Annotated in this window: 21 protein-coding genes and 2 pseudogenes; 21 read left to right on the top strand and 2 right to left on the bottom strand. The window is 41.9% G+C overall.

Annotated features, from left to right (window positions below; translation table 11 throughout):
- Window positions 1-45: 45 nt before the first annotated feature.
- Window positions 46-441 carry a rhodanese-like domain-containing protein gene (locus CSV68_RS02390; protein WP_099633563.1) on the bottom strand — a complete coding sequence of 132 codons (396 nt, stop codon included), beginning with the start codon at window positions 439-441 and terminating at the stop codon, window positions 46-48.
- Between the two features lie 130 nt (window positions 442-571).
- Between CSV68_RS02390 and CSV68_RS02385 the strand changes: the two genes are divergently transcribed.
- The 5 genes and pseudogenes from CSV68_RS02385 to CSV68_RS02365 all read left to right on the top strand — a co-directional run bounded on the left by CSV68_RS02385 (window position 572) and on the right by CSV68_RS02365 (window position 6,986).
- Complete coding sequence (locus CSV68_RS02385; RefSeq protein ID WP_099633562.1) at window positions 572-1,405, top strand: lipoate--protein ligase family protein; 834 nt, start codon at window positions 572-574, stop codon at window positions 1,403-1,405.
- Window positions 1,406-1,569: 164 nt separating this feature from the next.
- Window positions 1,570-3,015, top strand: a pseudogene (locus CSV68_RS02380) (vitamin B12-dependent ribonucleotide reductase); the annotation flags it as partial.
- A 191-nt stretch (window positions 3,016-3,206) separates the two neighbouring features.
- A complete protein-coding gene (locus CSV68_RS02375; protein WP_099633560.1) occupies window positions 3,207-4,142 on the top strand; it encodes a restriction endonuclease in 936 nt (311 codons plus the stop codon).
- A gap of 58 nt (window positions 4,143-4,200) precedes the next feature.
- Window positions 4,201-5,319 (top strand): annotated as a pseudogene (locus CSV68_RS02370) (vitamin B12-dependent ribonucleotide reductase); the annotation flags it as partial.
- A gap of 239 nt (window positions 5,320-5,558) precedes the next feature.
- Window positions 5,559-6,986 carry a carbon starvation CstA family protein gene (locus tag CSV68_RS02365; RefSeq protein ID WP_099633558.1) on the top strand — a complete coding sequence of 476 codons (1,428 nt, stop codon included), beginning with the start codon at window positions 5,559-5,561 and terminating at the stop codon, window positions 6,984-6,986.
- A 119-nt stretch (window positions 6,987-7,105) separates the two neighbouring features.
- Here CSV68_RS02365 and CSV68_RS02360 read toward each other — a convergent pair whose 3' ends face one another.
- On the bottom strand, window positions 7,106-8,095 hold the full coding sequence (locus tag CSV68_RS02360; RefSeq protein ID WP_099633557.1) for a DUF1385 domain-containing protein: 990 nt from the start codon (window positions 8,093-8,095) through the stop codon (window positions 7,106-7,108).
- A 122-nt stretch (window positions 8,096-8,217) separates the two neighbouring features.
- Between CSV68_RS02360 and CSV68_RS02355 the strand changes: the two genes are divergently transcribed.
- The 16 genes from CSV68_RS02355 to xseA all read left to right on the top strand — a co-directional run bounded on the left by CSV68_RS02355 (window position 8,218) and on the right by xseA (window position 19,600).
- Complete coding sequence (locus CSV68_RS02355) at window positions 8,218-8,643, top strand: hypothetical protein (RefSeq protein WP_099633556.1); 426 nt, start codon at window positions 8,218-8,220, stop codon at window positions 8,641-8,643.
- A 70-nt stretch (window positions 8,644-8,713) separates the two neighbouring features.
- Entirely contained in the window at window positions 8,714-9,160 is a 447-nt protein-coding gene (gene aroQ, locus CSV68_RS02350; RefSeq protein ID WP_099661386.1) for a type II 3-dehydroquinate dehydratase, read from the top strand.
- Window positions 9,154-10,215 carry a M24 family metallopeptidase gene (locus CSV68_RS02345; protein ID WP_199168403.1) on the top strand — a complete coding sequence of 354 codons (1,062 nt, stop codon included), beginning with the start codon at window positions 9,154-9,156 and terminating at the stop codon, window positions 10,213-10,215. Before aroQ ends, CSV68_RS02345 begins: the two co-directional genes overlap by 7 nt.
- A gap of 24 nt (window positions 10,216-10,239) precedes the next feature.
- A complete protein-coding gene (gene efp, locus CSV68_RS02340) occupies window positions 10,240-10,797 on the top strand; it encodes an elongation factor P (RefSeq protein ID WP_099633553.1) in 558 nt (185 codons plus the stop codon).
- 272 nt (window positions 10,798-11,069) lie between these two features.
- Window positions 11,070-11,279: a stage III sporulation protein AC gene (locus tag CSV68_RS02335; RefSeq protein ID WP_099633552.1), complete on the top strand. Its 210-nt coding sequence runs from the start codon at window positions 11,070-11,072 to the stop codon at window positions 11,277-11,279.
- Window positions 11,280-11,657 (top strand): stage III sporulation AC/AD family protein, encoded by a 378-nt coding sequence (locus CSV68_RS02330; protein ID WP_099633551.1) that lies wholly within the window; start codon window positions 11,280-11,282, stop codon window positions 11,655-11,657.
- A 35-nt stretch (window positions 11,658-11,692) separates the two neighbouring features.
- The gene (locus CSV68_RS02325) at window positions 11,693-12,592 is read left to right on the top strand and encodes a stage III sporulation protein AE (protein WP_158232129.1); all 900 of its coding nucleotides are present in this window, start codon (window positions 11,693-11,695) and stop codon (window positions 12,590-12,592) included.
- 9 nt (window positions 12,593-12,601) lie between these two features.
- Window positions 12,602-12,769, top strand: a complete 168-nt coding sequence (locus CSV68_RS17120; RefSeq protein ID WP_158232130.1) for a hypothetical protein — start codon at window positions 12,602-12,604, stop codon at window positions 12,767-12,769.
- 90 nt (window positions 12,770-12,859) lie between these two features.
- Window positions 12,860-13,255 carry a hypothetical protein gene (locus CSV68_RS02320; RefSeq protein ID WP_099633549.1) on the top strand — a complete coding sequence of 132 codons (396 nt, stop codon included), beginning with the start codon at window positions 12,860-12,862 and terminating at the stop codon, window positions 13,253-13,255.
- Window positions 13,242-13,793 (top strand): SpoIIIAH-like family protein, encoded by a 552-nt coding sequence (locus tag CSV68_RS02315; protein WP_099633548.1) that lies wholly within the window; start codon window positions 13,242-13,244, stop codon window positions 13,791-13,793. The genes CSV68_RS02320 and CSV68_RS02315 overlap by 14 nt, the downstream gene beginning before the upstream one ends.
- 279 nt (window positions 13,794-14,072) lie before the next feature.
- Window positions 14,073-14,576 carry an acetyl-CoA carboxylase biotin carboxyl carrier protein gene (gene accB, locus CSV68_RS02310; RefSeq protein ID WP_099633547.1) on the top strand — a complete coding sequence of 168 codons (504 nt, stop codon included), beginning with the start codon at window positions 14,073-14,075 and terminating at the stop codon, window positions 14,574-14,576.
- Between the two features lie 13 nt (window positions 14,577-14,589).
- Complete coding sequence (accC, locus tag CSV68_RS02305; RefSeq protein WP_099633546.1) at window positions 14,590-15,936, top strand: acetyl-CoA carboxylase biotin carboxylase subunit; 1,347 nt, start codon at window positions 14,590-14,592, stop codon at window positions 15,934-15,936.
- 16 nt (window positions 15,937-15,952) lie between these two features.
- Window positions 15,953-16,339 carry an Asp23/Gls24 family envelope stress response protein gene (locus tag CSV68_RS02300; RefSeq protein WP_099633545.1) on the top strand — a complete coding sequence of 129 codons (387 nt, stop codon included), beginning with the start codon at window positions 15,953-15,955 and terminating at the stop codon, window positions 16,337-16,339.
- A 525-nt stretch (window positions 16,340-16,864) separates the two neighbouring features.
- Entirely contained in the window at window positions 16,865-17,239 is a 375-nt protein-coding gene (gene nusB / locus CSV68_RS02295; RefSeq protein ID WP_099633544.1) for a transcription antitermination factor NusB, read from the top strand.
- A gap of 78 nt (window positions 17,240-17,317) precedes the next feature.
- Window positions 17,318-18,187 carry a bifunctional methylenetetrahydrofolate dehydrogenase/methenyltetrahydrofolate cyclohydrolase FolD gene (folD, locus tag CSV68_RS02290; RefSeq protein ID WP_099661385.1) on the top strand — a complete coding sequence of 290 codons (870 nt, stop codon included), beginning with the start codon at window positions 17,318-17,320 and terminating at the stop codon, window positions 18,185-18,187.
- Window positions 18,188-18,250: 63 nt separating this feature from the next.
- Window positions 18,251-19,600, top strand: a complete 1,350-nt coding sequence (xseA, locus tag CSV68_RS02285; RefSeq protein ID WP_099661384.1) for an exodeoxyribonuclease VII large subunit — start codon at window positions 18,251-18,253, stop codon at window positions 19,598-19,600.
- Window positions 19,601-19,602 lie beyond the last annotated feature (2 nt).

The raw sequence follows: 19,602 nt of genomic DNA, 5'->3' as shown, positions 1-19,602 counted from the left end.
CTTATAAATAAGTAGATCCTCCTTAAAAAGGAGGATCTACACTGATTATTTTGTTTTGATTTTACCTGACCACTGTTTAAATCCACCGCGTAGCTGGTAGATTTCTGTACACCCTTTTTTCTTCAAGAACAACGCAGCACGACCAGTACGGCTTGTGTTTTGGTCATAAAGATAAACGGGTTTATCGGGGCGGATTTCCTTATAACGCTGTGAGAACTGCGTAAATGGAATATTACGTGCACCTAAAATATGTCCAGCATCGAAATCTTTTGGTTCGCGCACGTCGATCAATTGTGCTTTGCGATATCCTTTAATAAACTCTTCTTGTGTTAAAGTAGTCAATGCTTTTCCGACCCGTATGTATGTGATGACGAAATACAAAATGACCGCGAGCACAGCTGCTCCCAAAATATAATAACTCAAAAAAACTTCCCCCTTCATCAATATCTCTATTATAAAGATTATCTGGCATCAGTTCAATCCTAATGATAAAATGAAATGCGTTATTGTTTTTTTCATTGACGATTTCCTATACTATAGGTGGAGTATTAAAGGTGAAGGAGAATAGATTATGACAAAAGCCGTTTGGCATTATGTAGATTCTGGAAAATGTAGTCCTTCCTTCAATATGGCGCTCGATGAAGCGCTTCTTGACTTACATAGCCGAGGAGAAATCGGACCGGTTCTACGTTTTTATGAATGGGAACCTGCTACATTATCTATCGGGTACTTTCAGCGTATTGAAAAAGATATCGATATGGAAAAAGTAAAAGAATTGGGGCTCGGATTTGTCCGAAGACCAACAGGGGGCCGTGGCGTCCTGCATGAACATGAGCTTACCTACAGCGTCATTGTGAGTGAGCAGTATCCCGATATGCCGGAAACGGTGACGGAAGCGTACCGTGTAATTTCTGGTGGATTGCTGCAAGGGTTCCGTAATCTCGGACTTCAGGCAGAGTTCTCGATTCCAGATAAAGATGTCACAGAGCAATTACGAAGCCCGAAGAGTGGTGTGTGTTTTGATGCACCGAGCTGGTATGAACTCGTCGTTGAAGGTAAAAAAGTTGCTGGTAGTGCGCAAACGCGACAAAAAGGCGTGATTTTGCAACATGGAGCCATTTTAATGAGCTTAGATGTCGATAAATTAACATCCATTTTCACGTATTCATCACCCGCATTGAAAGAACGTGTACGTAGAACATTGCCGGATCGTGCAATTGCGATTGACCGATTGACGGATCGAGAGATTTCAGTGGAAGAATGCAAACAAGCCTTTTCAAAAGGATTTGAAGCGTCGCTCGATATTTCATTGGAACCACTAGAATTAACGCCCGAACAGCTCGCTTTAGTTCGTCAAATCGAGAAAGAGAAATATGCGAATGATGACTGGAATTACAAAAAATAAAATTGGTACTTTGGTTTTATTTTTTTTGTCGAAATGTCGCGATATCAATGATTTTTTGTTTTTGAAGAATAAATGTCGATTGATATAATATTCAATATGTAGTAGATTATTTAATAAGACAAACACTATATATAGTGTTTGTAGCGTTATGAGGAGGATGTTACATGGTTACGATGTCGAAGCAAGGCGAACCGATGCTCGATAAACAACAGTTGAATGAGGATATTGCGAAGTTCCCCCAAGTTCACCCCGTTACGGAGGATATGAAGCTAACTCATAGTGGAGTATCTCGTCTAGTAATGATTGATCGGTATTCATTTAAAGATATGGAAAAGAAGACACTGAAAGAAGGCGATTTTGTCGTTCTAACAGTGAGGGAGGATCCGAGGTTCCCAGCTCGTGGGTTAGGTTATATTATGAAACTTGATCAAGCGAACGGAAAAGCGGATATCTGGATCGAACCAGAATATCGTTCATCAATCGATGATATGGACGAGCAGCAAAAAGGAGTGATCACACGTCCACTTGATGTGTTGGAGAAGCCCCTGGAAGTGTTCTACGAGCAGATTGCGAAACGAAATGCGACTGGACTTGCTTCTGTTGAAAAGACGGAAGATAGAAGAACGCAGTCGTATAACATGTTCTATGATCAGTTGAAGGAATTGAACTTCATTCCAGCTGGTCGTGTGCTGTATGGCGCAGGATCGGATACGGATGTCACGTTCTTTAACTGTTATGTGATGCCGTTTGTCCCCGATTCCCGTGAAGGGATTTCCGATCACCGCAAGCAAGTGATGGAGATCATGAGTCGTGGTGGCGGTGTAGGAACAAATGGTTCGACATTGCGTCCACGCAACACATTGGCACGCGGTGTCAACGGTAAGTCATCTGGATCGGTTTCCTGGTTGGATGATATTGCGAAGTTGACTCATTTAGTTGAGCAGGGCGGATCAAGACGTGGAGCACAGATGATTATGTTATCAAACTGGCACCCGGACATTTATGAGTTTATCATCTCCAAAATGCAGAATCCGCGAATTTTGCGCTATTTGATCGAAAACACAGAAGATGAAATGATTAAAAAGCTGGCAGATGAGAAATTAAATTTCAAACCTCTGACAGCACAAGAAGAAGCAATGTATCAAAGCATTACAAACTATAAACAAATCCCAGGTCAAGGTGGCTTCAACGCAGCGATTATCCGTGACGCTGAGCTGAAGCTTCAGGATGGCGGAACGTACACCGTTCATAATCCGGAATTCCTGACAGGAGCGAATATCTCTGTTACTTTAACGGATGATTTCATGAAAGCGGTGGAAGAAGACGCGGATTATGATTTACGTTTCCCGGCAGTCGAAAATTATTCACCTGAACAAATGAAGCATTATAACGAACAGTGGCATGAAGTTGGCGACGTACGTGAATGGGAACGCCAAGGTCACGAAGTTCGTGTCTATCGTACGATTAAAGCCCGTGCACTATGGGATTTAATTAATATCTGTGCTACGTATTCAGCAGAACCAGGCATTTTCTTTATTGATAATGCGAATGACGATACGAATGCGAAAGCGTACGGACAGCAAGTTGTAGCAACGAATCCGTGTGGTGAAGTTCGCCTCACGTTAAAAATTGCGGGATGAAGCGGGAAAGCTGAGATGCCAATCCGAACCGAAGGCTAGAAGTAAATTTTTAGTCAGGGGCAACGCATACCTGGTGATCCTGATCGATATTGATCAGACTATAATCCAGGCACGAGACCGCAACACTGTGTAATTACTTTTCAAAAAGGGTGATATTAAAATTGAACAGAGGATATGCAGGTTTTTATAAAGGTTTTTATTTAAGAAGCTCTTATGAGTATGCCTATGCTGTCTATCTTGATCAATTTAATATTTCTTGGAGCTTCGAAACTCAGATTTTTGAAGTGAATGGAAAGATTTATAAACCAGATTTTCTCTTTTATGATAAAAATGGAAAACTAGAGAAGATAGTCGAAATTAAATCTCGAAATAAAAAAGAGATTGAATTGGCGAAGGAAAAGTTGAATTATATTGCGGTTCAGTATCAAGTAACGACAGAATTATTTTCTTATAAAGAGTTACTGAAAATTTATGAAGATATGCCAGTATCTTTGAATTCAGTCATCGAACATTGGATTAACTCAGATAACACTTCAATTCATAAAGGTGTTTCGGGTAGTTTGAACGCTCATTATGGATTAAAGCATAGTGAAGAAACAAAAAAGAGGATAGGAGAGCATACCAAGAAACTTTGGAATGGAGATACTCCTGCTAAGAAAAAGATGATTGAAGGATTACGTAAATCTGGTTTATCTCAAAAAGGGAAAATTAAAACTGAACGCGAAAAAAGATACTGCGCTTTATGTTACGATGAATTTATTGTTATGGTTACTTCTAAGCAAAGTTATTGTTGTCAACACTGCTCAGGTCAATCGGCTATTCGCATAGCGACTGAAGCTTATGTTGAAAGTAGAACTACTGTACATCGGAATATTAAGCAATATATAATTTATTGGACTAATGAGAATAGTGAAATTGTACTATTAACGCCTTTTAATAAAATAAATTCGACTATTAAACCCTTAACCGACGAGATTTATTCTCGATTTGGTGTTAAAGATATGAGGGTTATCTCAAAGGCTGTTTTTGGTGAAGATAAAGGAAGAAAAGAATTGCTAAGGTTTATGAAAAAGTTATGTAGTGAAAATGTATGCTGAACTTACAGGAAGACAACTGTAAGAACTAGAGGATAAAAAGCCTTTAGGATAACAACTGGAACAACCACTTGCACCCTATTCTGTCTGTAATTTAGCTGCTGTCAATCTTGCTGAGATGGCAGATAAACATACGAAGACGGTTAACTTTGAAAAGTTGAGAGAGACGGTACGGACTGGTGTACGTATGCAAGATAACGTCATCGACGCTACACCGTACTTCCTTGAAGAAAATAAAGTACAAGCTCTTGGCGAACGCCGTGTAGGTCTAGGTGTTATGGGACTTGCAGATCTTCACATCTACTGTGAAAAAGAATACGGCTCGCCTGAAGGAAATCAATTAGTGGATGAAGTATTTGAAGCGATTGCGACAACTGCTTACCGCGAATCGATTGAATTGGCGAAAGAAAAAGGAAGCTTCCCGTTCCTAATTGGTAAAACGGATGAGGAAACAAAAGCATTACGTCATGCTTTCATTAATTCTGGCTTTATGAAGCGCATGCCGGAAGATATACGTGAAGCAATTGTGGAACATGGAATTAGAAATTCTCACTTATTGACAGTTGCGCCGACTGGATCCACTGGAACCATGGTAGGGGTTAGTACCGGGTTAGAACCTTATTTCTCCTTTACTTACTACCGCAGCGGACGTCTAGGTAAATTCATTGAAGTAAAAGCGGCGATTGTAGAAGAGTATTTGCAGGCTAATCCTGATGCAGATCCGAACAACTTGCCTGAGTGGTTTATTTCTTCAATGGAACTAGCACCAGAAGCGCATGCGGACGTACAATGTATCATTCAGCGCTGGATCGACAGCTCTATTTCTAAAACGGTTAACGCACCACGCGGCTATACTGTGAAACAAGTTGAGAGTGTGTATGAGAGATTGTATAAAGGCGGAGCAAAAGGCGGTACAGTTTACGTCGACGGTAGCCGTGATGCACAAGTTCTGACTCTGAAAGCGGAAGATAATATTCCGGATACAGAAGAAGTAGTCGAAGTGACAGAACAGCCGAAAGTTGTGCTTGTCAATACAATACAAGCATTGCGTTCTACAAACGTCACGATCGGTTCAGAAGTGGGCGACACATGCCCGGTTTGCCGACAAGGTACAGTGGAAGAAATTGGTGGATGTAATACATGTACGAATTGCCAAGCGCAATTGAAGTGTGGATTATAATTTAATAATAACAAACACCCTGAATGCACTTGCGTTCGGGGTGTTTGTGCACCCATAGGTCAAAACTCATAATCTCGTTCTCTTAAAAGTAAATAAAATAGATATAGTAAGAGTAAATAGAATTATTCTAAAAGTCTATGTTGATATAATTTTCTAATTACTATATACTAAATAAAAATTGTTTGATTTTTCATGAATTAATCAGACACATACATAAAAGACGAGAAGGAAGGGTTTTCATGCTAACATTTTTATCATCTATCGTCTTGTTAATTATTGGTTACCTGACGTATTCGAAAGTGGTTGAAAAGGCATTTGTGATTGATGATGCAAGAAAAACACCCGCTTATACACAGGCTGATGGGATGGATTACGTGCCGATGAGCTGGTGGAAAGGCTGGTTGATTCAATTACTGAACATCGCAGGTTTAGGCCCGATATTCGGTGCGATTGCAGGTGCTTTATATGGACCTGTTGCATTCATTTGGATTGTGTTCGGTAGTATTTTTGCAGGAGCTGTCCATGACTACTTTTCTGGAATGTTATCACTAAAACACGGTGGTGCCCAATTTCCTAAAATCGTAGGGGAGTATTTAGGTGATGTCGCTAGACGTTTAATTAATGTGATTTCAGTTGTTTTAATGGTTCTTGTGGCGGCTGCCTTTACTGCTGGGCCAGCGCAACTTATTTCATCCATTACACCGCTCTCATTTATTGTGTCACTTATCCTTATATTTGCTTATTTCGTGTTAGCGGCTATTTTACCGATTAATAAAATCATTGGTCGTTTATATCCCGTGTTTGGAGTGGTTTTGATTGTTATGGCAGTTGGAATCGGTGGCGCATTATTATTTGGACCAGAGAAAATTCCGAATTTAACTTTGCAGAACTTACATCCTGGAGAATTACCAATTTGGCCATTGCTGATGGTGACGATCTCTTGCGGAGCGATTTCTGGTTTCCACTGTACACAAAGTCCAATTGTTTCCAGAACGATGAAAAAAGAGTCGGAGGGCCGGAAAGTATTTTATGGCGCCATGATTGCTGAAGGTATTATCGCGATGGTTTGGGCTGCAGCTGGTATGACATTCTTTGGCGGTACGGCAGGACTACAAGGCGCTCTCGCTGCAGGTGGTCCAGCTGGTGCAGTGAATGAAATCTCGAGCACATTGCTTGGTTCGTTCGGCGGTCTGTTAGCTATTTTAGGTGTTATCATTTTGCCGATTACAACGGGCGATACCGCTCTTCGTTCAGCGCGTATGATTTTCACTGAAGCAACATCGAAGTGGTTGAATCCCAATAAAAAATGGGTGATTCTTGCTACGACATTGTTATTAGGTGTACCGATGTTCTATCTATCGACCATCGATTATTCTTTCTTATGGCGTTATGTTGGCGGTACGAATCAATTAGTAGCAGCCGTCATGCTCTGGACTGCGACATCCTACTTAATTAGAGAAAAACGAGCACATTGGATTGCGGGAATACCTGCGATGTTCATGACCGCCGTCGTCGTGACGTACTGGATGTATGCTCCCGAAGGTTTACATCTTGACTATGCTGTATCGGTAGGCACAGGGATTGTAGTATCAGGTGCGATCGGTGTGTATTACGTACTGAAAGTCATACAATCGAAGCAAGTCCCGGTTATTGTTAGTGAACAATAGAATAGATAGAAAGGGCCCTTAGCATGCGCTAAGGGCTCTTTTTACTCGCGTGTAAACTTTTGTGAAATAGTAAAAGCCTCGAATATGCACAAAACACATTCGAGGCTTTTTGTTTTATCTTATGAAAGTAGAGGTTTCGCCTCATTCGTTTCTTCTGTTTCTACCGCCATTTGAGGATTCAACACACCTACTCCATGTTCTTCCACTTCCAGTAATTTTTCGAAAGAAGCAATGGCAACTTCTACTTGCTTGTCGTCCGGCTCTTTTGTTGTTAGTAATTGTAACCAAAGTCCAGGGTAGCCTAGATAACGAAGAACCGGTACGTTGCGCACTGCGTTCGTCAGTTGTAATACTTCAAAGGACACGCCGAGCACTACCGGAATCAATAAGATCCGATTCAGAACGCGCAACCAAAGTGGATCGGTTGGAACTAAGAAGTAAATAAACATCCCGACAATGACCGTGAACAAAATGAAACTACTCCCACAGCGATAGTGCAATCGAGATTGTGATTGTACGTTTTCTACTGTCATTTCCATATTACTTTCATAGTTATTGATGACTTTATGCTCTGCACCGTGATATTGGAATACCCGCTTGATTAGCGGTGTCATAGAAATTAATCCAATATAAATGAGTAACAAGAATAGTTTAAAGAAGCTTTCGATCATAATTTGCGCCGTTTTACTAGGTGCTACAGATTGGAATAACTCTGCTAAGAAAACGGGAACGAGTGTAAAGACGAATTTACCGAAGATAAACGATAATACTCCGACTGCCGCCACGCCAAGGACCATCACAAGCTTTGACGTTTCTTCTTCTTTGGCATGTTCCTCTTCTTCACCAGGCATCACGTCGTAGCGATCACTCGCAAACGTCAAATGCTTAGAACCATTACCAGCCGATTCAATTAACGCGACAATACCACGAATTAATGGAATCTTTTTTAATTTAGTGCGTACAGGATGTGATTCTCTCGGTACGTGGTAGTACTCGATCGTATCATCTTTACGGCGAATTGCTGTCACCGTATCTTTCTTTCCACCGAACATTACACCTTCTATAAGTGCTTGACCTCCGTATGCTGGAGGAGTTTTCTGTTGACTCATACCATACCCACGCTTTCTGTCGTAAGAAACGATATTTCCATTGTACTAAAAAAAGTGGAAATGCACCATTGAGATGTTTAAAAATGTGTAATTATCCCGACACTGGAATGGGAGGTATTGTCATGAAAATTACTTCAACACATGTTTGGACAGCTATTATGGCTGCGGTACTATCTATCATTTCACTGAAATTTCTACACGTATTTAAATTTATCAAGTGGTCGCCAATCGGCTGGACGAAAAAATTCCATATGTTTACGACTTTTCCTGGTTGGCTCAAGTGGGTGTTATTAGGTGTCATTTGCTTTTTACTATTCTTTATCCTGTACTTTATTGCGCGATTGACTTGTAAGATTCCGCCCACTCTTTCTTCATTGATCGTGACAATCATTGTCATTATCTTCATTGAATGGATGATCCACGTCAAAGCAGATTTAACCATGACACAATTTATTAAGAAAATATCGATACCGTTTGCTTGTCTGTTTGCAATGATTTTCCGTTTCGTCATTGGGACGTCTGTCTATATGAAAAAAACAATAGGCTAGAACAGTTTTAGTATGTCCCGCTAACTCATTGTGCTAAAATAGGGAAGAAAAATGAGTGGGAGGGGATTTAATGGAGCTGTTACTGTTAAATGGTCCAAATTTGAACCGGTTGGGCAAAAGAGAACCAGATATTTACGGGGCAGAAACACTTGCGGATATTGAAGGTCGTATTCAGCGTCTAGCAAATGAATCGGATATTACGCTTTCATGTTTTCAATCCAATATAGAAGGCGAGCTTATCAATAAGATTCATGATGCAGGAGACCGAGAAATTGCTGGCATCATCTTCAATCCAGGTGCATTTACACACTATAGCATTGCGCTTCGTGACGCCATCGCTTCTATTTCTGTTCCGGTAATTGAAGTCCATATCTCCAATATACATACTCGCGAAGAGTTCCGACACACGTCTGTCATTGCGCCTGTAGCGGCAGGACAGCTTTGCGGTTTTGGAACAGCGGGCTACGATCTCGCCTTCCAAGCGTTTTTGTTACAACGAGAGGAGAGACAATCTTGAAAATAGAGCAATTAAGAAAATTATTAAAAGAACAGCAACTCGATGCAGTAGTCATTACAAATCCTTACAATCGTCGCTATATGACGAACTTTACGGGATCTGCGGGGACTGCCATTGTTTCGCAAGATGATGCAGTATTTATTACGGATTTCCGTTATGTGGCCCAAGCTAATGATCAACTCTCAGGCTATCGCATTGTCCAGCACACGGGCACAATGATTCAGGAAGTCGCGAATCAAGTGAAAGAAATGAAGATTGATACACTTGGCTTCGAAAAAGAAGATCTCAGCTACGGCCAGTTTGAAGTGTATAACAAACATGTCCAAGCCAAACTAGTACCGGTTGCTGGTCTAATAGAGAAACTACGTATAATTAAGACACCAGAAGAAATCGAGGTGTTGAAGCAAGCGGCAGCGATTGCGGATGCGGCTTTCGTCTATATTTGTTCGGTCATCCAAGCAGGTAAAACCGAGTTAGAAATCGCCAACGAATTGGAATTCTTCATGCGCAAACAAGGCGCAACTTCCTCCTCATTTGACATAATTGTCGCTTCTGGTGAAAGAGGGGCTTTACCACATGGGGTAGCATCTGATAAAGTGATTGAGACTGGTGATTTAGTTACAATGGATTACGGTGCCCTCTATAATGGGTATATCTCTGATATTACGAGAACTGTTGCGATCGGTGAGCCTTCTGCCAAACTTCGTGAAATTTATGAAGTCACGTTACGCGCTCAAGAACTAGGTGTAGAACAAATCAAGCCAGGCATGACAGGTATCGAAGCCGACGCAATTACACGCGATTATATCAAGTCCAAAGGGTATGGAGACGCATTCGGACATTCAACCGGTCATGGGATCGGTATGGAAGTTCATGAAGCTCCGGCCTTATCGTTCCGCTCAGAAACGGTGCTTGTTCCGAATATGGCGGTAACAGTGGAACCGGGAATCTATCTTCCTGGTATTGGCGGCGTGCGGATCGAAGATGATATACTGATCACAGAAACAGGTAATGAACGTTTGACAAAGTCTACTAAAGAACTGCTTATTTTATAATCGGTTAAAAATGGAGGAATACGAATGATTTCAGTAAACGAATTTCGTACAGGATTAACAATTGAAGTTGATGGTGACATTTGGCGCGTAATGGATTTCCAACACGTAAAGCCAGGTAAAGGTGCAGCATTCGTTCGTTCGAAACTGCGTAATCTTCGCTCAGGTAACGTGAACGAAAAGACTTTCCGTGCGGGAGAAAAAGTAGCAAGAGCACAGATTGACAACCGTAAAATGCAGTATTTATATGCGGACGGAGATATGCACGTATTCATGGATAATGAATCATACGAGCAAATCGAACTTTCTGAAAAGCAACTTGAATATGAACTAAAGTTCTTGAAAGAAAACATGGAAGTTCACGTCATCACGTATAAAGAAGAAGTACTTGGCGTTGACTTGCCAGTAACAGTTACACTTGAAGTAGCTGAAACAGAGCCTGGAATCAAAGGTGACACAGCGAGTGGCGGTTCTAAGCCAGCTAAGATGGAAACTGGCGTTGTCGTACAAGTGCCATTCTTCGTTAACCAAGGGGATATGTTGGTCATCAATACAGAAGAAGCGGAATACGTTTCCCGCGCGTAAGTAAATACGTAACAAGGATGCCCCAGAAATGGGGCATCCTTTTTTGCGTGGAAATGAGTTCAAGAACTAAATCTTTAATAAATATTAGTTCAATGTGAGTGGTTCGCTCACTGCAAGCCCTCTAGGAAAGCATCCCCTCCGAAGCGCAAATCCCAACCCCAACAAAAACTCCGCCTTATCTCTTTCAATCAACAATGCCGCTTATACTTTTAAACTTTTGCATATCTAACAAGCATACTTCATAGAGTGGACTATGGAGGAGGCGTAGCGGGATGGAACTGAATGATTTATTGCGCATCGCCGGCGTCGGATTGGTGATTGGGGTACTTCACGTGTTCTTCGAGCAAACAGGCAAGAAGGATTTCTCGTTTTTCCTATTTTTCTTAGCCTATCTGTATATCTCGATCGAATTGTTGATGTTCCTCAGAATATTCTTCACGGAGATCACGGAATTCTTTAGCTGGCTATCCATGGCGATGTAAATGGCGATTCTCTTTCAATTATTTGTCGTGTATCTCTTGCTGCTTCTGCTTTCATTTGCTGCACCCGCCCTGCATCCCATTCTCTATACCGCGCTATTCTTACTTGTCACGGTATATGTATTATTTACGGTCCTTGTACCATTCGGTTCGACGTTGTTAGCACTGACGGAAAAGTTACCGTCGCCTTATGCGACGCTGCTAGTGGTGAGTGCAGGTCTGTATTATGTAGCGGAGGTTCTGTCGCTTCAAATGAAAGATGAGGGGTACGGGGCATTCGGGCAGCTGTTTCAGACCACTATGAAAGTAGTCATCATGACATTGTGGCTGCCGTATATCACGCAATTGATCGAGACGATTCACGCGTTCATTCCCTGGTGAACGAATCCTAACAAAAATGAATGGACGAGACATCTATGCTGAATTTTCTGCAGGAAAGTATCGCAGGTATTATCGGACCATTTTTCTTGTTGCTCATTATGTTGCTCATTGCTTCACTTGTCGATTTCTTTCTTCCGGCGTTTCAAAAGTGGACGAGGTTTCTGTTGCTCATCCTCATTTTAGTGTTGCTGATTGAACCGGCTAGGGAAAGTTTCGAGCAGATTCAAGTTATCACGCATACGATAGCTTCTTTATTCCTTGGTATGTATCCGCTAATTGCCGCGATGATTTTGGCTTCAGGTGCAACGTTCGGCGTCTTGAATTTCCAACCCGCTATGCTGTTATTTGCGCAAGGAGCAGTCGTTTTTGCAGACAAGTTCCTGTTGCCGGTGTTATTGACGGCGCTGTTGTTCGATATCTTTACGCGATTGGTGCCGGAAATTGCTTTCACGAAAATGGCAGATTTATTGCGTACGTCATTGCTTGCGCTTGTTTCTGCCATGGTTGCAGCGTATTCGATTTTCATCACAGCAGGTGGTGCGTTGTCCTGGACGATGAATGGAGCTTTGAATGAGCCACTGAAAGAGCTGATCAAGAATAATATTCCTGTCATTGGTTCATTGTTGACGGATACGCTCGGATCAATCGGCCGTTACTCTTCAGGCGCCACGGCTTACATGAGTGTTTGGCTGCTCGTATCGATCTGGACGATAGCGCTATTGCCGGCGGTTAGGATTCTATGTATTGCTTTTTTATTTAGATGGACCGCAGCAATCATCGAACCGTTTTCGCAAAGGGAAGTATGCGGTTTATTGGACGATATCGGTCGTACATTGTTTGTGTTATGCGCCATTTCATTTTTACTGACATTCGCTTTCATCTATACAACGATTTTCATTGTGATGTTCATTAAACTGATGACGCTCGGGAAATGAGGTCAGTGGATGGAAGTATTTTTAGTGGGGCTGGCAAACTTGGTAGTCCTTGCGCTAATTATTCAGTTGCTGGCGAGCCGTGAGATGGAAAGAATGATGATTCCTTTGTGTAAAGTGGCGATTGGAATATGGATCTTGCAATATATTCTACAATTCGCAAGTCATAAGTTACTGTGACGCTACATATTATGCAAATGTAGAATTCATTTTAGTTAATTCACGTTGAGATGGTGATGAAACTTGGAAAAGCCCACAGGGAAACCCCGATTGATCATGATCGGTTTGATGGTTATGGTGGTTAGCGTTTTATACATCACCAGTACGGCGAATGTAGGAGGGGAGAAACAGAAAAAAGAAGAGAAGCGCATGCTGTCAACACTTGAAGAAACACTTGAACAAATGGAAGGACTAGGGAATGTGAAGGTGTATTTTCATTACGATGAAAAGGAAGAGGAAAGCCCGTTAGCTAATTATTTCTCCGCTTCATCCGCTGTGAAAAGCCAATCACCTTTGCAAGGCTTACTCGTCGTAGCGGAAGGGGCAGAAGATCCGGCTGTACGAAACGGGCTTTCGCAACTCCTAGCCAACGTCCTACAATTGCCTGAACATCGTATCGTCATCGTGGAAATGAAGAAAAGGGGGAATCAACATGAAAGCCAATAAACGAACAGTTTGGTTTTTAACATTACTCAGTCTAGTCGCAGTGATTTCAATCTACTACGTGAAGAAGGAAGCGCCAATGCCGTTTGACGGAATTGCGATCTTCACGAAAGAAACAAAGGACGCAACGAATCTACTCGAAAAGGAAGGCAAGTCGGAGGAAGTGAAGCCGGTCTTTGCTGAATCGTATATTTTCCAGGATATGCGTATGGAAGTACGTAATGAACGCAGCGAGACAGTGCAACAGTTGACAGAGAAAATGACTTCTTCTGATTTCTCCGCTGAAGAGAAAAATGAAATATTTAATGAAATTGCGGATTTACGAAAAGTAAGTTCTACAGAAGCGTTAATGGAGATGCAAATTGCAGCTCTTGGTTACCCTGAAGTATTTGTACGCGGAGATGGTGACCGAGTCAACGTAACAGTATTATCAAACGAAAGCCATTCACCGAAAATGGCGGATGAAATTACACAGTATGTTATGTCGAGTTGGGATGGCGCGCAAACAGTTAAAGTAGATTTTGCAGAGACAAAAGAATAATGACAGAAAGGAAGTCCAAGTGGCTTCCTTTTTTTACATAGAAAAATTAGAAAATTTAAAAGCTGTATGGTTTAAGTCATATTTCACGTGTATTAGTCAACCTTATAATACTTGCGGATAACACATTGGCGTTTATTTGAATAATTTGTCATAAAATTTGCAACTAATGCGTGTTTTTCAAGAATAATAGAATAATTTGTGTCTTTGCTATTCCAAATTTACAATAAAACGACTATCATAGTATACGATAGCAAGAAAATTTAGTTAGGAGAATCAGATATGTTGAAAATTCAAGAAATTCGAGAAATTATTAAGCTTATTGATCAATCATCCATCCAGAAGTTCTCATTGGAATCAGATGGAGGGAAGATTAAACTAGAGAAAAGTGGCGGACAAGCCGTGACAACGGTTACAGAAGCACCTCAAACACCACAAGCAGCACCTGCTCCAGTTCAAGCTCCAGCAGCACCTGTAGCGGTAGCAGCTCCTACTCCAACAGTAGCACCAGAAGCTCCGGCAGCTGAAGTAGCAACTGATGAAACACTACACAAAATCACATCCCCTATGGTTGGAACATACTATCAAGCTTCATCACCTGACGCAGAAGCATTCGTTAAAAAAGGTGATAAAGTAACAGCTGAATCCATCGTTTGTATCGTAGAAGCAATGAAATTATTCAACGAAATCGAATCAGAAGTAAATGGTGAAATCGTTGAAATCTTAGTGCAAGACGGTCAACTTGTGGAATACGGACAGCCTTTATTCCTTGTTAGAGAAAACTAAGGGGGAGTATCTAATGAAAAAAGTATTAATTGCAAATCGTGGAGAAATTGCCGTACGGATTATTCGTGCGTGTAAAGAAATGGGTATTAAAACAGTAGCTGTTTATTCTGAAGCTGATGCTGAAGCGCTACACGTTCAACTGGCAGACGAATCAGTTTGTATCGGACCGCGTCTATCAACTGAAAGTTATTTGAATTTCTCAAACGTCATCAGTGCGGCAAAAGCAACTGACTGTGACGGGATCCATCCTGGTTATGGTTTCCTTGCAGAGAACGCGAGCTTCGCGGAACTTTGTGAAGAAGTAAATATCGAATTTATCGGCCCTACAGCGGAAGCTATTTCTAAAATGGGTACAAAAGATGTTGCACGTAATACAATGGCATCTGCAGGAGTTCCGATCGTTCCTGGTTCTGATGGCATAGTGGATGACGCGGACCATGCACTCAAAATTGCGAATGAACTTGGATTCCCCGTGATCATCAAAGCAACAGCCGGTGGTGGCGGTAAAGGGATTCGTGTAGCACGTGATGAAGACGAGCTAGTTAAAGGCGTTAAAATCACACAAAAAGAAGCGGCTGCGGCATTCGGTAATCCAGGCGTCTATATCGAGAAGTATATCGAAGTATTCCGTCACGTAGAAGTACAAGTATTGGCTGATAAATATGGCAACGCGATTCACTTAGGTGAGCGTGACTGTTCTATCCAACGCCGTATGCAAAAGCTTGTCGAGGAAGCTCCATCTCCTGCGTTGAGCCCTGAACTACGCGCGGAAATGGGTGAAGCGGCTGTTAAAGCGGCTAAAGCTTGTAACTATCGCGGTGCAGGTACTGTAGAATTCATTTTTGATCATATCAATCAAAAGTTCTATTTCATGGAAATGAATACACGAATTCAAGTAGAACACCCTGTAACAGAAATGATCACAGGAATCGATTTGATTCAACAACAGCTAAAAGTAGCTTCAGGCGAAGAATTAGCGTTTAAACAAGAAGATATTACATTCAATGGCTGGTCTATTGAATGCCGGATCAACGCAGAAAATCCTGAAAAGAATTTCATGCCATCACCCGGTAAAGTAACTATGTATCTACCTCCAGGCGGCTTTGGCGTACGTGTTGACTCAGCAGTGTACCCGGGCTATACGATTCCACCGTTTTACGACTCAATGGTCGCAAAGCTGATCGTTCATGCGGATACGCGTGAGCAAGCGGTCGCTCGGATGAAGCGTGCACTAGATGAGTTCGTAGTTGAAGGCGTCCATACAACGATTCCTTTCCACGCGAACTTAATGGATCACGAAATATTCCAGTCTGGCGATTTTGATACAAAGTTTTTAGAAAAGTACGACGTCATGAAATAATTGGAGGAGAAGTGTAATGGCTGATAAAACAAATGCCTCGTTTGTCGGAATGACACCGTCTGGAGATGCTGAACTCGGACGAGTCCAACTCGCACCTGAAGTACTCGAAGTCATCATTGGCATCGCCACGTCAGAAGTAAGTGGAGTGATTGCTACCCAAGGGAATTTCGCGTCAGGTGTTGCGGAGAAGTTGGGTAAAGTGATGTACGGAAAAGGTGTAAAAACCGAATGGGCAGACGAAGGACTAAAAATCGATGTGTATTGCATTATCGAGTATGGCCATTCCATCCCTACGATTGCGGCGAAGATTCAAAACGAAATTCGTCAAGCTATTTTGAATATGACTTCGCTTCATACACATGAAGTGAATGTCCACATAACAGGCATTCATTTCGAGGACTGAACGAATCTTAGTGAATGATAGTTTAACTGAAGACAGACCTCCTAGTAGGTTTGTCTTCAGTTTTTTTGATGTGTGAGTTGGAGAAACATGGTGAGACTAATAGAGAGTCGGTGGGCATTGAGCGGTTACAAGCGATGATAGATCGGTTGGCGCAAAGTTATGAGCGGTTGCGGAATCTGATAGAGCAGTTGATGGTGATGATAGAGCGGATACGCATCAACTATGAGCGCTTTGATGAATGAATGAGCGATACTGACTTCAGCCCTCGCTCTTCATCCGCAACTTACACTTAAAACTCCAACAAATTGTTGGTCGTAAGTGGAAATTTACATCCGGAAGTGTCCATCTGAAATGTTGATCAACGGTGCATCCATCGTTATCAGCTATCCCTTACTCAACTATTTATGAACATCTTGACCGAAAATGAAAACTGGTGACATAAAATCGCTTGATTCCACTAGTTCTTTTCCTGCGTTTTGTGATATCATTAGGTTTTGAAGATGAGCGGTAGAGGAGATAACGATTATGAAACGACGAGAAGCACGTGAAAAAGCAATTCAAACACTGTTTCAGCTGGACAATAGTGAGATGAACGTGGACGAAGCGATAGGGTATATCGTGGAAACACCACTGGATTCATTCTACGAACAACTAGTTCGAGGTACAGCGGAACATTTGACAGAAATCGACAGTGAAATCACAAATAAATTGGAAAACTGGACCATCGACAGATTGCCGAAGATCGAAAGAACAGTGTTACGATTGGCTGTCTATGAACTACTTCATAATGAAGAAGTTCCGAATCGGGTCATCATGAACGAAGCGATTGAGCTATGCAAGACGTTTGGTGACGAAAAGTCAGGCCGTTTTGTTAATGGGGTACTTTCTAAATTCCAATAACCGAAATCGTCACTACTAGTAGCAAGCTTGAGCTCGATAAACTTTCAGTACAAATAAAAAAAGTTTGGTGGGAAAATCATGTCTAGTAAAAAGATTGATGGAAAAGCAATAGGACAGGAAATCCGGAACGAATTAAAAGAAGAAGTCGCTTCTTTAGTCGCGCAAGGGGTTCAACCTGGACTAGCTGTTATTTTAGTTGGAGAAAATTCAGCGTCTGAAACGTACGTGAAAAACAAAGAGAAGTCCAGCAAGGAAGCGGGTATGAAATCCGTGCTTACTAAATTGCCGGAAACTGTATCGGAAGAAGATCTTCTTGCTGAAGTAGAGAAGCTCAATCAGGACGATACGATCGATGGTATTTTGGTGCAATTGCCATTACCAAAACATATTGATGAAAATAAAGTCATCCGTGCGATTAGCCCTGAAAAAGATGTCGATGGATTCCATCCAATGAATGTTGGGAAAATGCTGATTGGTCAAGAAACTTTTTTGCCATGCACACCATATGGCATTATGCAGCTGCTTGAGCGTTCCAACGTAGATATCGCTGGCAAGCACGCGGTGATTATTGGTAGAAGTAATATCGTAGGGAAACCGATGGGACAACTTCTTTTGCAAAAAGATGCAACGGTAACGTATTGTCACTCCCGTACAGAAGACTTGAAGAAATTCACGCAACAAGCAGATATTTTAATCGTCGCAATTGGTATGGCTAAGTTCATTACAGGGGATTACATTAAAGAAGGCGCAGTCGTTATTGACGTCGGTATGAACCGTGATGAAAACGGCAAGCTATGTGGAGATGTTGATTATGAATCAGCTGAGAAACAAGCTAGTGCTATTACACCTGTACCAGGTGGAGTAGGTCCGATGACGATTACGATGTTGTTGAAAAACACCGTCGAAAGTGCGGAGAACAAATTAAAGGCACGTACGCAAAATAAGTAATTCTAAACGAGAGACGCTCTTCATGAGCGCCTCTCTATACATAAAAGGGCAGGTGACGGAAACATGTCCAATCAAACTTTTTTAACCGTTCAAGCGCTAACGAAATATGTCAAACGTAAATTTGACGCAGATCCACATTTACGAAACGTCTATGTAAAAGGTGAATTGTCGAACGTTAAGCTACATCCGTCTGGCCATATTTATTTCACATTGAAAGACGATAAGACGAGAATTCAGGCGGCCATGTTCCGTTCTCGTTCCAACACACTTCAATTTAAGCCTGAAAACGGTATGAATGTACTGATCACAGGTGATGTGACGGTGTTTGAAACGGCAGGGTCGTACCAACTCTATGTACAAACCATGGAGCCGGATGGTATTGGGGCGCTGTATCTAGCTTTTGAACAGTTGAAAAAGAAGCTTCAGCAAGAAGGATTGTTTGAAGAAAGATTCAAGCAACCTATTCCGCAAGTACCACAACGAATCGGCCTTATCACAGCTGAATCAGGTGCTGCGCTACGTGATATGTATTCGACAATTAACCGACGCTTTCCGATGGCGGAGATGTACCTGTTTCCTGCTCTCGTGCAAGGACGCACAGCTGTTCCTTCGATTGTCAAAGCGATTGAACAAGCGAATGAAATGGCGAATGTCGATGTATTGATTGTTGGCCGAGGTGGGGGTTCCATTGAAGATCTTTGGGCATTTAATGAAGAAGACGTTGCACGTGCTATCTTCTCAAGTCGGATTCCGATCATCAGTGCAGTCGGACATGAAACCGATACGACAATAGCGGACTTTGTGGCGGATTTACGTGCACCAACGCCAACTGCAGCAGCAGAACTGGCGGTGCCGGATCAGCTTCAATTATTCCAACATCTAAAAAATCAACAGCGTTCGATTTATCTAGCGGTACAGACTTTAATTAAACAGTTGAATAAGCGTTTAGAAACGGCTCAAGCCGCCTATCCGCTGCAATATCCGGAACGATTATATCGGCCGTTCATCGAGAAACTCGATAATCTCGAAGATCGTTTGCAACGTAGCAGTGAAGCAGTCGTTCAGGGAAAACGGATGAACTTCGATCGTTTATATGCAGGTTTTCAGTACTACACACCGATTAGACGTATACAGCTTGAACAGCAACAGACGAAACAACTCGAAATGCGTTTAAGTCGTGCTGCCGAACACACGATTAAACAGCGTCAGCAACACTTTGTTGCACTGATGCGCATGATGCAAGCCTTGAACCCGTTACAAGTAATGGAAAGAGGCTTTTCAATTGGTTATAAAGATCATGAAGTGATTAAATCTATAAACGATGTAGCTAGCGGTGATCAAGTAACGCTTCAATTAGCAGACGGATCTATTTCCACTATAGTAGAAGGAATCATTCCAAAGGAGGTCGAGTAAGG

The organism is Sporosarcina sp. P29 (assembly GCF_002743265.1).
Lineage (GTDB): Bacteria > Bacillota > Bacilli > Bacillales_A > Planococcaceae > Sporosarcina.
Note: the sequence above shows the minus strand (reverse complement) of the source record. Positions and strands in the feature narration are given on the sequence as shown.

Bases quoted from the DNA above. Each gene is read 5' to 3' on its own strand.
- CSV68_RS02390 (WP_099633563.1), bottom strand. From the start codon at position 441: ATGAAGGGGGAAGTTTTTTTGAGTTATTATATTTTGGGAGCAGCTGTG.
- CSV68_RS02385 (WP_099633562.1), top strand. From the start codon at position 572: ATGACAAAAGCCGTTTGGCATTATGTAGATTCTGGAAAATGTAGTCCT.
- CSV68_RS02365 (WP_099633558.1), top strand. From the start codon at position 5,559: ATGCTAACATTTTTATCATCTATCGTCTTGTTAATTATTGGTTACCTG.
- CSV68_RS02360 (WP_099633557.1), bottom strand. From the start codon at position 8,095: ATGAGTCAACAGAAAACTCCTCCAGCATACGGAGGTCAAGCACTTATA.
- CSV68_RS02355 (WP_099633556.1), top strand. From the start codon at position 8,218: ATGAAAATTACTTCAACACATGTTTGGACAGCTATTATGGCTGCGGTA.
- aroQ (WP_099661386.1), top strand. From the start codon at position 8,714: ATGGAGCTGTTACTGTTAAATGGTCCAAATTTGAACCGGTTGGGCAAA.
- efp (WP_099633553.1), top strand. From the start codon at position 10,240: ATGATTTCAGTAAACGAATTTCGTACAGGATTAACAATTGAAGTTGAT.
- CSV68_RS02335 (WP_099633552.1), top strand. From the start codon at position 11,070: ATGGAACTGAATGATTTATTGCGCATCGCCGGCGTCGGATTGGTGATT.
- CSV68_RS02330 (WP_099633551.1), top strand. From the start codon at position 11,280: ATGGCGATTCTCTTTCAATTATTTGTCGTGTATCTCTTGCTGCTTCTG.
- CSV68_RS02325 (WP_158232129.1), top strand. From the start codon at position 11,693: ATGCTGAATTTTCTGCAGGAAAGTATCGCAGGTATTATCGGACCATTT.
- CSV68_RS17120 (WP_158232130.1), top strand. From the start codon at position 12,602: ATGGAAGTATTTTTAGTGGGGCTGGCAAACTTGGTAGTCCTTGCGCTA.
- CSV68_RS02315 (WP_099633548.1), top strand. From the start codon at position 13,242: ATGAAAGCCAATAAACGAACAGTTTGGTTTTTAACATTACTCAGTCTA.
- accB (WP_099633547.1), top strand. From the start codon at position 14,073: ATGTTGAAAATTCAAGAAATTCGAGAAATTATTAAGCTTATTGATCAA.
- accC (WP_099633546.1), top strand. From the start codon at position 14,590: ATGAAAAAAGTATTAATTGCAAATCGTGGAGAAATTGCCGTACGGATT.
- CSV68_RS02300 (WP_099633545.1), top strand. From the start codon at position 15,953: ATGGCTGATAAAACAAATGCCTCGTTTGTCGGAATGACACCGTCTGGA.
- nusB (WP_099633544.1), top strand. From the start codon at position 16,865: ATGAAACGACGAGAAGCACGTGAAAAAGCAATTCAAACACTGTTTCAG.
- folD (WP_099661385.1), top strand. From the start codon at position 17,318: ATGTCTAGTAAAAAGATTGATGGAAAAGCAATAGGACAGGAAATCCGG.
- xseA (WP_099661384.1), top strand. From the start codon at position 18,251: ATGTCCAATCAAACTTTTTTAACCGTTCAAGCGCTAACGAAATATGTC.